This is a genomic window from Pseudovibrio sp. W74, assembly GCF_001623085.1.
Taxonomy (GTDB): Bacteria; Pseudomonadota; Alphaproteobacteria; order Rhizobiales; family Stappiaceae; genus Pseudovibrio.
On sequence record NZ_LMCJ01000009.1, the window covers coordinates 1 to 14635 of the forward strand.

Consider the following 14635-nt stretch of genomic DNA (forward strand, 5'->3'; position numbering starts at 1 on the left):
GCTATCCTTGATGGCGGACACCATAGTGATCGTCATACTGCCTACATTGTCATCAAGTGCACTGAGCACTCATTTATTAGACGCAGTCAGCTGAATACTAACGTGTGAATGAGCGCAAGGCCTAATTATTCAAAATCAACTTATACAGCATTATGTGGTAAAGAGTATAGAAGTTAAATATTTACTGATTAGTGAATCTAATCTTTTCATCATGAGGATAGGGTATTACTTGTAGATCTATAGTTATAAAAGTGCATGCAATCACCTTATTTTTGAAATTTTAAAATTAAAGATGAATTGTTCGCAGTTAATAAAATATAAAAGCTGTGATAACTGTCACGTTCCAATTGCATGATTGATTTATATTTTTGAAGTCACGTATTTTGCAAGCACAATTTCCGGCCACGTGAAAAGAATGCACCCAGCTCAGGGAAATTTGCTTTATTCGAGGACTATTTGTCATCCTCGAAGAGGAACGGTGCGGCTTTTCTCGTATGCATTACTTTTGCTATTAGAGGGAGGCCACTTGTGGATCAACAGTTGCTTTCAGTTCCACCGCAAGATCGAGACTTGGAATGGATTAAAGCTTCGCTGCAGTCAGCCGTTGCTTTAGAGCATGCAACCCTGCCGCTATATCTAGCCGCGATGTTTTCCTTAGAAGTTCAAAATTACACAACCTATAACCTGATCCGCTCTGTGGTCATGGAAGAGATGGTTCATATGGCCATCGGATGCAATATATTGGCAGCACTTGGAGAAAAACCTTCAATAAAGAAGTTGGATCCTCTTTCTCCGTCTGAAGGGCTGCCTGGTGGTGTAGAACCCGATCTCCCGATTGTTTTTGCGCAGCTAAGTAAGAACCAGTTGCGGAATTTCTTACGACTTGAGACGCCGATCAGTCTGTTAGCTACAAAATATAGAGACGAGAAGTACCCTTCCATTGGTGCATTCTATTCAAAAATAAAAGCTGCAATCTCGGCGAATAAAGGTGAGATTAATGCCACCGCGAAAAAAGTCCTCTCAGCGCCGGCTAATACTTATCCTAATCAAGTTGGAGACAACATCGGCTTTACTGTCTTTTCTATCGAAGACAAGCGATCACCTGTTCAGCAGTTCCTTGATGGCATTGATGAGATCATCGAACAAGGTGAGGGAAGCAATGCTCAGGACCTTTATGCGCAGAACTTTGACGGAGAGGGGAGCCATTATGCGCGTTTTGCTGAGATCTACTACGGTGCACAACTTCTCGTTCCAACACCCAAGCCCAAACTCACACCTGAGACAGAAACAGAGTTTTTCAAGGGTCACCAAATACCCTGGCCAAACGTGACCAATGTGCTCGTGGTTCCTCGTGATGGTTATAAGAAACTACTCGAACTTGATCCAGAGGGAGCATCGGTCAAATCCAACCTCTGTGCGTTTGATGACAAATACACTGAGATCATGACTGATCTGGATCTGATGTGGAATGGTCCAGCTGAAGAGTCCTGGCCAACATTTGGCAAAGCTGTTGCTGCGATGACAGATTTACGCGTGCTTTCCTGCTTCAACATCATGCGCTCTCAGATTCCTGCAAACCTGATTGCCCGACTGCCAGAGCTGTACGGTGATGAAGCCAAAATCATGGCACGCTACACAGATTTGTCTGCTCCGGTTTTCTACGGTCCCCGTTTTATAAATCAAAACGCTTAGAGAGGCTTTGCTATGAAAAACCGTTATACGGATGCTAAAAGTGTAGCTTGCACAAACCCGGGAGCTTTGCCTCCACTTCCCGTTATTGACTGGTCGAAAGTGGGGCAAAGCGCTCCTACCAACGTGGATATTGGCAATCCTGACAAGAATTCACCACTGCCTAAAGTCGATATCGTTGTGATGACCTGGACAGACACTGAGTGGAACGCGCTGGATCATGTATTCGTGTCCTCTGATAAGGAGGCCTACGTCTCATCAGATGAGTTCCGAAAAGGGTGGTTCCTAAGATCCAATGATGAGTATGTGAAGGGAGCTTACAATCTCTGGGGGTTCTATCGGGTCGTATCTATCCGAAATGCTGCAGGAGCAGACTTGAAGGTACTGCTTTGGAAGTCAGATGCGCACCTGTCGCATCCTCCTTTTGCAGATGGGTTGATTGCAATGGTGCATTTTGTACTGAAAGAAGCATCCCCTCAACGGCTTTATTCAATTGGCACCGCTGGCGGAGCGACCATAAGCGAAAAGCTCGGCGATGCGGCGATTACAAATACAGGCAAAATCAAGCTGAAATTGTCTGAAAATACTGGTTCCGGATTGAATGACAAAACAGTTGCCTGCACCAACTGGTATCCGGACCTTTCAATGAACTCAATCATTGAAAAGAATCTGCTCTTCAAGCTGAGTTCTGTCGTGACACAGCCTTATCTTGAATACCTTCTGTGTCAGGCAATTTACGATTCAGACAAAGGCAATCCAGACTGGGCAGGACAGTTTACCGTTGCCGATATGATGAACGCAGCTCTTGAAGAACTGGGGGCACCTAAAGGTCTCGACAAGAAGGGGATTCCGCTCCTCACAACAGACTATTACTTCATCTCAGATGGAGACGATACCGCGCAGTACAGTGCGCTGGAGATGGATGACGCTGTGGTTGGCTATGCTGCCAGGGAGTATCATGTCGATTATGTGTTTGTTCGCAATATGTCTGACACCGTAATTCCAACACAAACGCCTGCAGGTAAAGCAATTCCGCAAGAGCTGCGCGAGAATTGGTCCAGCGAAATCTATGAACATTACGGCTTCTACACTTCCATGAATGGTGCTCTGCTCACTTGGGGAACCATTGCAGCTGATAGTGATTTGAAGGGGCAAACAGCCACTGGAAAGGGCACGTGATGACCAGTTCTTATACGCCACCGCGGCAAACCAGTCCGCGCCAGCCAAAGAACCCGATGGAGATAGAGCTGGTCTTTAATGTTCGCCCGTGCGGCACCTGTTCATTCTTTTGGCCTCCAAATCCCAAGGATCAGGTTTACGGTCCTTATCCAACCTATGACTTTTTGTCGGACTTTCCTAAAACAGCGGATCCATCCGGAACACCCGAGATGTATCCCTGGGTGAAAGGGGTCACGCGAAACTCCGGCTTTCCAAATGGTGAGATTATGGATGGATGCCGAAAGGCTCCCATCATGACTTTAGGGATCAACCCGAACCTGACTGCGTTTAGTCCGGGCATTACTGGAACGTCCTGGGCCTATCCCGACTTTACCAGTGAAGATGGAACCGATGGCTATGACAAGTATGCTTACTACTATCGCTACCGTAATGTGTACCAGGAACGATTTGCCTTTGAAGAGGTCAAGAAATATCTGATTGCAGGAAGCTCCGTTACCCCGACAGCAGACACAACCGTTACAGCTGATCAGATTATCGCAGCTGAAGATGGCATAATTAAATCTGCTGAGAGAGACCATGCAGGCTCTCCTTACGACGTGATCATTGAATATGAAAGCGGTGCGGAAATTACGCTTACATTAGAGCGTCCTACCGGAACGCCGCGTTATGTGCTTCTCTTCAATCATGATAGTCCGGACAACAAGTTCGAAAAGGGCGACATTGTCATCTCCAAGATGCAAATGCCTGCCGGTGTTAATCTAGAAGTTTATCAAGAACTCCAGACATATTACGAACAGTTCGTTCCAAGCCTGAATGAGTTCTCTGACTATCTGCGAGCGGAGGGCCATAAGAATGCTGATCTCAAGATCGGTGAGGATGTCTGTCAACTAGATATGGTGGCTTGCGCATCCCCCCATTGGAAACCTGCCTTCTTGGGCGGCACAGAAAAGAGCGAAGATACAATCATCTCCAACTGCGTAACCAAAAACGCATGGGCCTTAAAGCAGTTGGTTATGACAAATCCAGCTGTTTTATTTCTGGTTGGTGAAAGTTCCTGGGACATGTTCCGAGATGCTTTTAAGGAACACATCAAACGTTCACCAGAGTTACCGACAGATCCTTATGATAATGCATTTACTCTGTTTTATCTCACGACTGAGAATGACAATCCGACAATGTTTGAGTTCTCTACTGAGATCGACGGGGAACTTTATGCCATCAATACGCGGATCGTTGTAACACCACATTTTTCTTATGATACGAATTTTTTACCTCAGTTCAGACTCAGCCCTGACTGGCTTTCTGAACTGAAAGATAAGTCTCCTGAATCTGTGCATTATCTTGAGACCAATCCGGAGATTACATATGTACCCGGTAATGGTGATGGGTATGATGCCTTCCAGTTCTCTGCAGAAAATGCACCACAGGTACTGAAGACAATAAAATCCCAATGGCCTGAAGTGTGGCCTGATCTAGAAAAGTGCTTTTACGATGCTCATGCCACCATGGCCGATGTGCTCGGATTTATGTACCGAGAAGGCAAGTTGACGTGGGATGATAAACGAGACTACCTGTCTCGGTCAGCAGGCCCATGTCAGTTCTGTGTCAATGAACATTGGAAGTTTCCTCTCGGTTGCCCCTATGGCAAACCAGAGGAAAAGCCACTCCCAATCGGCTTTCTAAATCAGGTGACAGACCAGATCCTGTCGGAAGGAGCGTGATCCATGTCCTTCCAGATACCTCCTGATGCAGTCCGGATATGGCGAGGATTTCGCCAGTCGACACTTCCGCAAGAAGAGTTTTTTCAAAGACTTGGAGAAACATTCATTCCTTCAACCGTGCAGATGCAGATCGAAAATGGCTTGGACACATATGTTCCGACCATTCCATGCGGAATGGCCAACAAGCCAGATACAGTACCTGACGAAACTGCAATCTTGTTCTGGAACTCTCAGCAGATCTACTGGGACGGTTTCAAAACTCTGGCAGGTCGTACTTACACTTTGACCCACGGTGGTTGTTACACGCCGGAAAGTGGTGCAGACTTTCCGGTCTTGTTCGCTGGAGACCTGGTGTTGAACCAGTGCTACTACCTTATCGATAAACCGCAGGACTGGATGAAAGGAAAGATACGGCATCTGGTGGGAGCTTTGCCAACTAGCACTAACACGGCAGAGTTGTTTCAGAACATACAAAGTGTCCTTGCCGAAACGCAGGCGCGCGAAAAAATACAAGGTGGCATTGTCTGCATCGGAGCAGATTACATCGTGTATTGGGAACTGGGTGACGGCACTGATCCTGGGCTTGAACAGTTGCAATCACACTGTGATTGGTCTCACGTTTTTGAACCTGTTCCGACAACATTGCCACCGCAAGCAGCCCTTTGGGATGACTGGCCAGGCATGAACGTAAAGCCTGGTGATACATACAATATGCAGTTCACAAGGGCTTTCGAAAATGAATGAAATTCGTAAGGTCCCACCCGATGCTGTACATGTCTGGCGAGGGTTTCGAAGCAAAGATAAGACACAGCAGCAGTTTGAAGAGTTTCTAGGCTCTGTGTTTGTGCCAGGATGTTCCTTGTTACAACCCAATGCGGGCTTGCATGCTTACATACCGTCTTTGCCACAAAATGAAGGCAAACCACCAACGGTGCCAGATCAAAGCGCCTTAATGTTCTGGACCTCGCAACAAACTTATCACGATGCTTTCAAATGTGTCGCTGTGCGTTGCTACACGAATTTGCATGGTGATCTATATGACACATCACGAAGCTCCGCTGGGTTCCCAGTATTGTTGCCTGAGGCAGACCTGCTAGTCGAGACGCCATATTTCCTTGTAGATGCTCCCGCAGATTGGATGTCCGGTGACGTGGTGCACTATATTGGTGCGCGCAACCAAAACGTCTCACCAGAAATATTTAGAGCACACATCCTGAAATGGGCGAAGAACCTGCTGCCTATGAGTGGGCTAGAGGGGGGACTGTTGTGCGTTGGCGAGAATTACCTAGTCGCGTGGACACTTTGGCCTAAGGGAAAAAGCAGCTCAACCTGCTTTGCTCCGCTGAAGGATTTCACGACAACGTGGCTGGACCAAGCTTCCGAGCATTTTGAACTTGGTCATGGGTTGTGGGAGGACTGGACCGGGATACCCATGACAGCACCTAACAGTCTCAACATTCAGCTTCATCGAACTTTGGATATATGATGCAACCCATTGTCAATTATGAGAATGCGGATCTGGCTCGGTTGAAATCCGCTGCTGCGAGCGTTGTTTCAAAAATGACAGATCATGACCCGCGCCAAGGGGTTCCGGTCGCTCATCCTATGTTAGAGGGCGTGGATGCATACGCACATAAAGCACTGGAAGGTAAAGCGCCTGAGATCCCGACCACGCGAAATGCCAGTGACCCGGAAGCAGCAGAATACCTCACTTATCTGACACATCATAAAGCTCACGCGGTTTTTACCGGGAATAAGCAAATTGAAGCGCAGATGCAGACGCAGCTGGACAACTTCACCTTTGGTAACCCAGCCTGGCAGCAGATGTTTGATGAGTATGTAAAATACTTCTGGTCCTATCCGGGGCATTCAGGCGGGAAGTTGGATTACCGGAGTTGGCGAGATCCCAAGTATGGAGGCGGGAGCTATGATTATGGTTGCGTGAGCTGGCAACTTCCATCGGACGCGACCATTGCTTTGATCGGTGATATCGGAACAGGAACGGATGTGGCAGCTGCTGTTCTAGCGTCAGCACTTTCGTTCAAGCCAGATGTGATCTTGCACGTCGGCGATGTTTATTATTCCGGTACAGAACAGGAGTTTGATACATACTTCCTTGGGCTCCTTAATGTGGCTTTTACAGCTGCAGGGCACCGTCCTCCCGTTTACACGTTGCCTGGCAATCATGAATACTTTTGCGGAGCATTTCCGTACTTCAGGTGCCTTGATGAAGGTCGGCTCGTAATCCATCCCAGTCAGCAGCAGCAAGCCAGTTATTTCCGTCTAACCACAGAGGACGGGGCCTGGCAGATCCTAGGCATGGATACGGGGTACCATGGGCACTATCTGAAGGTGGCTGGAGACAAACTGGATGAAGCCCTGGGTGTACTTCATGTCAATCCGAGTGATGCATATGACCCTCAAAACCCACCGCCCATGGTGTATGTGCGTCCTGATGAAATGGACTGGCACCGACACCACCTCAGCCAATTCTCTGGCCGTACATTGTTATTCGGGCACCATCAGCTTTACTCAGGTCGTTTTGCTGTAGGTGTGCCCTCAGATTATGAAGGTGACATCAATCGGCCCGGCGTAAACACCGCTCTTTGGCAAGCCTTTGGACCATATTTTGATAAGGTCGCTGCATGGTTCTGGGGGCATGAACATAACCTTTGCATATTTGAAGATAACTTCAGGCCCACTGGCTGGCCTCCCAATACTTCAGAACCGGATAATCCTCTCAAAACGCTCGCAAAAGGTCGTTGCATAGGTCACTCAGCCATTCCGGTGCAACAGAAAGAAACGCCCTATGAGGAAGTGTATCCGGTCCCGATTATACCTGGTACGCATCTGCAGATGGTCGAGCAATGGTACAATCGAGGATTTGAGATTTTGAAACTGAACGGAGCAGGGCAACCTGCTCATTGCACTTACTATCAGATTGCCGGCGCAGATCCGGCTCCCCTCAAAATTTACAGCGAAGATATACGCTAGGAGACGGGAATAATGACTGCAACGCTCTACACGATGACACCAACCCAACAAGCTGGCGTAATGGAATGGTCTGAGGTCGGACAGCCTGTTTTTGACCATAACTACGATGCAATCACTACCTATGATAATTACGGTACCACGATCCTTGTGGGATACAATAAGGGGAGTGGAAGTTGCGACACATTCGAGCTCCTTGAAGAGGAACCTTGGACCAAGCAAGTGCCCAATACATTTGAGCTGGGGAAGGACTGGGATTCAGTTCAACCGTTTTACATGATGAACAAGCCTCATCTGCTCGCCTATCAGGCCAAAAACGGACACATGTACTTCTTCCCTTTGACTAAGGATCTAAAATCCGAATATCCATTGCATTTCTATCATACACGCTATCCCTATACGACGAACCTGAGCGAAGTAAAATGCGCTGTCGATCTGGGGCAGAATTTTGTATTTGGTTACAACAACACAGATGGCGCCGTGAATACCTGGACGATATCAGCCACGGCCAAGTCCGGTGGGAAAAGCCCTCCGCTTGTCGTAGAAAATGTCTGGGCTCACCAATGGGCAAAAGGCTGGACACGTTTTGCCTTTTTCACTTGGGGCAAAGAGAATTTCTTCCTGAAAACCAACACGTGGAAGCCTAACGTTAATATCGATCATTTTTCAGATGATCTAAGCGAAGGAACCAACGAGGTTGGCTCACATTTACATCTGAAGGATGACCAAGAGCTGGATATTGTACATCCATTTATGGTTGGGCCGGGTGACCCTTACTTTATGACGTATATGGCGAGTAATGGTGAGGTGACTTTAAATCGTGTACACGGCGATTGCATGGGTTGGACAACAGAAGCAACTGTTACCGCAGCAACAGGTGTGTCGCAAATTATTCCATACCGGCTGGGTGAGCAAAACTATGCATTGTTTATGTAGTTGAGATTGGTCTATTTTGGGTAATAGACCAATCCAAAATCCAGCGCAGTTGGAAGCCAAAGCAAAACATCAGCCATATTTGTAGATTTAACATTTTCCAGCGCTCCATAAAGGGGCGTTGGAGACTTCAAAGCTTCCAACAACTCAGCCTGCCAATCATCGATCTGCAAAGAAACTACTTTGTAGTCTTTTCGTGTCAGAGCTACCCAGTTCTCAGTTCGCTGTGGTGTTGTCACAGTGTCGTTCAAATGTAGTGACACGGCGAGTGAACGGATTGGGTACTCTAGCTTGAGAATTCTTAGGCATGGCGATGCTTGTAATAGATCAGAGTGGATTGATGTAATAAAGGCGATGGACGTTTCTGAAGTGTAATAAAAATACTCTTCAAGACCGTGATGGAGCAGTACTTCGGCCTGCGTTCTCTCATATCGCGCCAACTCAGCTGGGATTTTAAATAGAGCGACTTGATCAGGACAGTTTGCTCCCTTTGGTTGCGTTTCCTCCAGAAACTCAGGGAGCTTAGCTCCTAACTTATATAAACTGGAATAACGCGAAGGATGGGTGATAATGTAAGCCTTTGCGAATCCTTCAAAGACTTCATCTCCCATGAACTTACACAGCAGCGGATACTCTGCCTTTAACGCTTCGACCAAGCGCATAATGTATCCTGACGCATAAATGTTGATGCGCTTGATTGCAGGAAACTGTTCCGTTTCTTTTATAGCTTCTGTGAGGGTAAGGTTTGTTTGGTGCTCGGCTCCTAAGAGTTTTTGATAGATGTCACCACGGTTTATCAGGACCTCCTGCAGCCAGTTTTGTAGTTGGCTTAGTTGAGTATCTTTCTTTAGACAACTTTCCTTCATTATCGAACAACCGGGCTCGAGAATGCACCAGGTGCTTGATTGATGTCGACACTCTCCAGTCGCTGGTAAGGCTTTCCATCAAAAATTAGCCGTGCCTTGTTCAACTCAGCGACAACCTCAGAAAAGCCCGGGATGTTTGCATCCCATTCCAGTAGCGTGGAGACGGGGCCGGTTTTCTCTAGGAGCACTTTGTAAAGCTCCCAGACTTGATCTGGGACAGGTTGATCGTGGGTATCCACCAGACAGTTACCAGCCCTTGTAGGACCAGCTAAATGCACTTGTTGGATGCTGCTGTGAGGAATGTTCCTCAGATACTCCAGAGGATCATAGCCATGATTAAAGGAGGAGACGAAGACATTGTTTACATCAAGCAACAAAAGGCAGTTTGTTTTTTTGACAAGTAACGACAGAAATTCCCACTCACTGAGCTCATTTTGTCGAAACTCAAGATAGGTGGATGGGTTCTCAAGAAGGATTGGTTGTCCAAGAAAGGCCTGAACTTGCAGCACCCTCTCGGATACATGATTGAGGCTCTCTTCCGTCAAAGGCATTGGCAGAAGATCATGAGTGTTGTGTCCAAGAATCCCTGTCCAGCACAAGTGGTCAGAGATCCATGAAGGTTGGACAAATTCAGCCAGCTCTTTGAGCTTTTGAAGGTACTCCCAGTTCAGTGGATCTGAAGATCCCAGATTGAGGGAGACACCATGCATCGCAATCGGACATCTGCTGCGGAGCTCCTTGAGAACCTTGCGACCATATCCGTGGTTGTCGATGAAGTTTTCACTTATGATCTCAAACCAGTCGACAGGTAAATTCTCGCAAGCCATAATCTCAGGGAAGTGCTGAGAACGCAGGCCAACCCCAAATCCTAAATAATCAGTATTTTCGTTCAATTCGGAAGCCGCTGAATCTGCGGCTCCTTGTTTCGATGAAGCAGATGAACTCATTTGACCCCGTTTATGTGCTTGGTGGCATCGCCAGCCGCAAATCATTGGCTTTTGGTGCTTTATGCGCATCAGGGTCGAGCCCCTTCGCATGACTGTAAGCTTGCCATGCTATGTCGTAAACGGCATCCCCTTCAGAGTAAGGGAGATGTTGCTTCAAAGCCTCTGAATTATGATCAGGAACAGGTCCAAATTTATAGAGTTGCATCTCATTGCAACCATCGTCTTGTTTCGGGTAAAGCTGAGAGGCTGAAATTGGTACTGCACACCCTCCAAAACCACCGCATTTATTGTCCGCTGGCGCGCTCTTTAGACCTTTGGCAACGGAACCTCCACAGCTACCTCCACCGCTGGCACTTTGGACAAACCCGCACCCACCCTGGGTCTTGCATTCGTTTGAACCTTTACAGCTATGGTAAGCTAAAACACTGGCACAAGTCTCGGTATCTGAACCGTTTAAGGCCATACCCTGACAAGCATGATAAAGAACATGTTCCTTTTGTGAGGCAATGCCAGTCACAAGATCGGGCACTTTTCCGGTCACAGCCCAGCATATAGAAACCCGATCACCAGACCCATCCATGGCAGGAGAGGGAAATTCGGTGTTATCGCTATTATTCCAGTAACTGTTCAAGACTGTAGTGATGCCCTTAATCGTCCCAACCGCAGCTTGGCTTAATATTTGGTAGGTATTAGGCTTGGTTTTTAACTTATTGAGCGCTGTTGCGATGTCTTCAGTACATGGCACGTTGGGGGCTCCATCGGTACCAAGCATATCTGGTGTCCAAGTATGGTTTTGGTTGTGCCATTTCTCCCATGTCATGTAATCATGCTTTTGTACGAGTTGAAGCACTTCCGAAAACAGTTCGAAGTGGTCTTTATCCGCTGCATCAGATCTGGCGCGGGCTATACCAGATAGCGTTGGGAGCTGATTGCCCTGATCATCGTAATGAGGAAAATCTTCAATCAATGCTTCTTTGTTAGGCTGGAACTTTTCCTTCACGCAACCAAGAGGATTTTCTGAGCCTTTTGCAAGTGTGTTGGCCCATGACTTAAAGCCCCAAACCCTCACAATGTCTTTGACAACATCCCCGCCTTCACCCTGATCAGTGATTGCATTGATGTTGTTAATGAGCTTGAGCTTTAGGCTGTCGAGCTCTTCCAGATTCATATCAATCATCGGATATTGTGAAGCCGTTTGTTCAGGCTTATTGAACCGATCTCGCTGCAAGCCTAAGAGACGCCCAAGCAAACTGGTTCCATCTGAGTAGGTAATTTCAAGGTAGCTCCAGTAACATAAGTACATATGCCCAATTGAGCCGAACAGAGGTAGATCTGCTTCCGTCATGTTGGCTTTGAACCAATCAAATGGTGCAGGTTCAAAGTACTTTGGTCGGGTTTTATCACCATCGGGCTGAGGATCAGGTATGGGAACTTCAGAATTTTCCAGATTGAGCTTGGCGAGTTCAACGGTCTCTTCAATTGCCATGAACAGTTTTGCCTGATCTTTGTTCATGGCGCGTAGGATCACTTGCATACCTTTTAAGTTCATTAGGTCGGGATCATATGAACATAAGATGGGATGATCTATCCAATCATTGAAATCCAAGATATGCGGGATCATGGTGTTGCCATGCTTATAGCAGGTCCATCCAAACTCTTCGTTCTGTAAGGCTCTGCTTGTGAAGCATGGCTTCACTCCAATCAAAGTTGCCATGTTTGAAGCGAGTTGAAGGTGCAGCATCTCTTCAATAAACACGCTGTAGACTTTATTGAAGACTTGCTTGTTTGTTGTGTCGGGCTCAGCAGCAGGACCAGAGCCAGGCCACCAGCGACCTTCATAGAGCTTACTGCCCTTACTGTTGATTTGATGTGTACCTTGGACTGAATACAGCGCCGTCATGTAGAGGGGGATCGTGAACAGCTCTACATTGATAGCTGCTTGAGCGATGGCTTTAACACAGGACAGATCATCATCTATGTACTTGGGGTCGCGATCTGTGCAAGCATCGACCAGAGCCGAGCAGGCGCTATCATTCAGTTCCAGGAGAGGGTGTTTCATTGAGGTGTCCTTCGGTTTGGCGAAAGCACACCTGGCGTTGATTTTCATTATCGCCAGGCGCTGAAGAGAAAAACAACGACTGACTTAAATAGTTGAGATCGCAATTTGTGCCCCAACTCTAACAAATGGCCCATTGTTGGAGTTGTTATCTGAAAGAGGATTTACAATCGTAAACTGCTTGATGGCTTTAGGCTGAAAAACAAGAGCCATTGAGGATCCCCCGTAGCTGAACCACCCAAGTTCTTGTCCTTTTTCAACTCTATCGCCTACTTTAACCTGAATTGAGATAGATGAGATCTCTGTGATCCCAATGGGCATAACGCATACGCAACCGATTGCAGGATTGTCGCTCTCGATAAAGATAAGCGCTCTGGTGTTTACCATCGCCTCGTATCCTTGAGACTTAGTTCCTGCTGACGGATCAAACCCCTCTGAATAAAGCTCAGAGAACATGTATCCGTTTACGACCCGTGCTTCGACAACCTTACCGGCGATAGGAGCTCTCCATCGGTGATAGTCGTTGCCGCTTAGGAATGTTTGAACGGTATCTCCGCCAACAAAGCGCGTTGTGAGAGGGCTGCCGTCAAGCATTTGCTTGAGAGAATAGTTTTGGGCTTTCGTCTCAAAATCATCGTCCAGTTTTACATTACGTGCAATGCGATAAACGGTGCCATCATTAGCAGATGTAATCACTCGATCATTGTCCGGCCCATCAATTGGTCGGCTGATCGTAATGATTTGACGATGGAAGAAGTCATTAAACGACGTGTATCCCCAATGCACAGGGTCTTTCTCGATCTGTTCTTTCGTAACGAACTGATCCAGGCTGTTCGCTTTCCATGAGGCTTCAGAAAGCCAACCATCCTTTGAGGTAACAACGACACTGAGTGAGGCCGGAGAGTCTAAAAACTCACACCAGGCATCAAGGATGTTTCTCAGGGCATCATTGAAAAGCTTGTTTTTAAAGACAAAGTTCCCTGCGGGTGTCCACATCATGTAGACAAACAATCCTGACATTGGAAATGCTGAATGCGGCAAGTCCGGATCAAAGATTGGTGCATGTTTGATAATGTAATTGAGCGCGCATAGCATATTGTTGATGGATTTAATTCCATACGCCACTTTTGGTTCTTCTTCTTGGTGAACTTGCCAGCCTTGCTCAATCATCTCGCTTACAAGACCATGAAGGTGATCGTCTTTATTCAGCAAAAAGGCTAGAGCTTGAACTGAAGGCTCCAAAAAAGAGTAGCCTTGTTCAATTTGCTCTCCATATGCTGATATGGATTTTTGACTGATATGATCCAGCCACTTCCCTAGAAGCTTTGAGTCCCGCGGGAGAAAACCTGCAATAACACCAGGCCTGTTTTCATGATGAGATTGAAACTGTCCTTTGGGCATCTGTAACTCCTGTCGCAGCATGCATGAACTTGATATGCATGCCGACAATAGGGAGAGCAGATTTTGAAGAGCAACTTCTGAATACTATTTAGCAAATCCTGCAGTAGCAGAGTTAGATTAATTTAGTTTACTTAAATACGTGGTTTTAGATTTTTGTCGATATAATAGTTTAGTATATTTCTTTGTAAAAGATTTTATCGTCTACTCTAGGTGTTTCAATTAAGTTCTGTAGCCAATCTAATTTGATTGCCGAGTTACTTCAAAGCACCAACTGGTATTTAAAAATGCATCATCAAACAGATCATCGAAGTTCTCTTTGCAGTGTTGATTTTCATAATTTGAAAGAGCAATTACTAGAGCTAAAATAGGGGTGAAATTGCACTTTTCAAATGCTCTCATTTGCTTACAATATGCAGACAAGAAACGGTAGGCATAGCGCAAGCGATCTGTAAGGGGATGAGGCCGTGTTTTACACAGGGCCATTAGAGAAGCCCAAAAGGTCGTCACCAGCTGTCAGGCCGTCAGAAACAGCAGCATTCGGGAACTAATTTTAACATCTATTTTCGCATGTGGGGCGGTTCTTGTCACGGGCCGTCAGCGGGAGAGTTTTGTCTGATGCCCAATGTTACAAAACGGACGGTCGATGCAGCCAAGCCAACGGCGAAGAAGTACTTCGTCTGGGTCGGTAAGCTCTCGGGATTTGGGCTGCAGGTGGCGCCAATCGGGCGCAAGACCTTTATTGTTCAATATCGCACACTAGAAGGGCGTTCTCGCCGGATGTCCCTCGGAAAATACGGAATGAAGAGGGGCATTGCCTCTCACGGAATATTCTGGCTTGGGAAGCGTGATGCT

Annotated in this window: 12 protein-coding genes; 8 read left to right on the top strand and 4 right to left on the bottom strand. The window is 46.8% G+C overall.

The features are described 5' to 3' along the window. Positions 1–456: 456 nt before the first annotated feature. From PsW74_RS08470 to PsW74_RS08495, 7 genes are read left to right on the top strand one after another with little or no spacing between them, the layout of a single operon-like run. Positions 457–1692, top strand: coding sequence for a ferritin-like protein (locus PsW74_RS08470; RefSeq protein ID WP_206599915.1), 1236 nt, complete (start codon positions 457–459; stop codon positions 1690–1692). A gap of 12 nt (positions 1693–1704) precedes the next feature. Next, complete coding sequence (locus tag PsW74_RS28305; protein WP_082830514.1) at positions 1705–2868, top strand: hypothetical protein; 1164 nt, start codon at positions 1705–1707, stop codon at positions 2866–2868. After that, complete coding sequence (locus PsW74_RS28310) at positions 2868–4589, top strand: hypothetical protein (RefSeq protein ID WP_082830515.1); 1722 nt, start codon at positions 2868–2870, stop codon at positions 4587–4589. The genes PsW74_RS28305 and PsW74_RS28310 overlap by 1 nt, the downstream gene beginning before the upstream one ends. A 3-nt stretch (positions 4590–4592) precedes the next feature. Continuing rightward, on the top strand, positions 4593–5333 hold the full coding sequence (locus PsW74_RS08480; protein WP_063289838.1) for a hypothetical protein: 741 nt from the start codon (positions 4593–4595) through the stop codon (positions 5331–5333). Then, positions 5326–6075, top strand: a complete 750-nt coding sequence (locus PsW74_RS08485; RefSeq protein ID WP_063289839.1) for a hypothetical protein — start codon at positions 5326–5328, stop codon at positions 6073–6075. The genes PsW74_RS08480 and PsW74_RS08485 overlap by 8 nt, the downstream gene beginning before the upstream one ends. Continuing rightward, positions 6075–7583: a metallophosphoesterase gene (locus PsW74_RS08490; protein WP_193775985.1), complete on the top strand. Its 1509-nt coding sequence runs from the start codon at positions 6075–6077 to the stop codon at positions 7581–7583. Before PsW74_RS08485 ends, PsW74_RS08490 begins: the two co-directional genes overlap by 1 nt. Positions 7584–7595: 12 nt before the next feature. Continuing rightward, positions 7596–8516, top strand: coding sequence for a hypothetical protein (locus tag PsW74_RS08495; RefSeq protein WP_063289841.1), 921 nt, complete (start codon positions 7596–7598; stop codon positions 8514–8516). 11 nt (positions 8517–8527) lie between these two features. Here the strand turns inward: PsW74_RS08495 and PsW74_RS08500 are convergent, their stop codons facing one another. The 4 genes from PsW74_RS08500 to PsW74_RS08515 all read right to left on the bottom strand — a co-directional run bounded on the left by PsW74_RS08500 (position 8528) and on the right by PsW74_RS08515 (position 13783). Next, a complete protein-coding gene (locus PsW74_RS08500; RefSeq protein WP_063289842.1) occupies positions 8528–9379 on the bottom strand; it encodes a DNA-binding domain-containing protein in 852 nt (283 codons plus the stop codon). Beyond that, complete coding sequence (locus tag PsW74_RS08505) at positions 9379–10272, bottom strand: DUF692 domain-containing protein (protein WP_082830519.1); 894 nt, start codon at positions 10270–10272, stop codon at positions 9379–9381. Before PsW74_RS08505 ends, PsW74_RS08500 begins: the two co-directional genes overlap by 1 nt. A 64-nt stretch (positions 10273–10336) precedes the next feature. Beyond that, complete coding sequence (locus tag PsW74_RS08510) at positions 10337–12433, bottom strand: ferritin-like domain-containing protein (protein ID WP_063289844.1); 2097 nt, start codon at positions 12431–12433, stop codon at positions 10337–10339. A 36-nt stretch (positions 12434–12469) separates the two neighbouring features. Beyond that, positions 12470–13783, bottom strand: coding sequence for a phosphatidylserine decarboxylase family protein (locus PsW74_RS08515; RefSeq protein ID WP_153041755.1), 1314 nt, complete (start codon positions 13781–13783; stop codon positions 12470–12472). A 615-nt stretch (positions 13784–14398) separates the two neighbouring features. On the opposite strand from PsW74_RS08515, the gene PsW74_RS28315 reads away from it, so the two are divergent. Further along, the coding region (locus PsW74_RS28315) for an Arm DNA-binding domain-containing protein (RefSeq protein ID WP_153042443.1) at positions 14399–14635 on the top strand (237 nt) is incomplete at its 3' end.

What these genes read in the sequence shown, in the direction of transcription:
- PsW74_RS08480 (WP_063289838.1), top strand. Translation starts at nt 4,593, where the DNA reads ATGTCCTTCCAGATACCTCCTGATGCAGTCCGGATATGGCGAGGATTT.
- PsW74_RS08485 (WP_063289839.1), top strand. Translation starts at nt 5,326, where the DNA reads ATGAATGAAATTCGTAAGGTCCCACCCGATGCTGTACATGTCTGGCGA.
- PsW74_RS08515 (WP_153041755.1), bottom strand. Translation starts at nt 13,783, where the DNA reads ATGCCCAAAGGACAGTTTCAATCTCATCATGAAAACAGGCCTGGTGTT.
- PsW74_RS08500 (WP_063289842.1), bottom strand. Translation starts at nt 9,379, where the DNA reads ATGAAGGAAAGTTGTCTAAAGAAAGATACTCAACTAAGCCAACTACAA.
- PsW74_RS08495 (WP_063289841.1), top strand. Translation starts at nt 7,596, where the DNA reads ATGACTGCAACGCTCTACACGATGACACCAACCCAACAAGCTGGCGTA.
- PsW74_RS08510 (WP_063289844.1), bottom strand. Translation starts at nt 12,433, where the DNA reads ATGAAAATCAACGCCAGGTGTGCTTTCGCCAAACCGAAGGACACCTCA.
- PsW74_RS28310 (WP_082830515.1), top strand. Translation starts at nt 2,868, where the DNA reads ATGACCAGTTCTTATACGCCACCGCGGCAAACCAGTCCGCGCCAGCCA.
- PsW74_RS28305 (WP_082830514.1), top strand. Translation starts at nt 1,705, where the DNA reads ATGAAAAACCGTTATACGGATGCTAAAAGTGTAGCTTGCACAAACCCG.
- PsW74_RS08490 (WP_193775985.1), top strand. Translation starts at nt 6,075, where the DNA reads ATGCAACCCATTGTCAATTATGAGAATGCGGATCTGGCTCGGTTGAAA.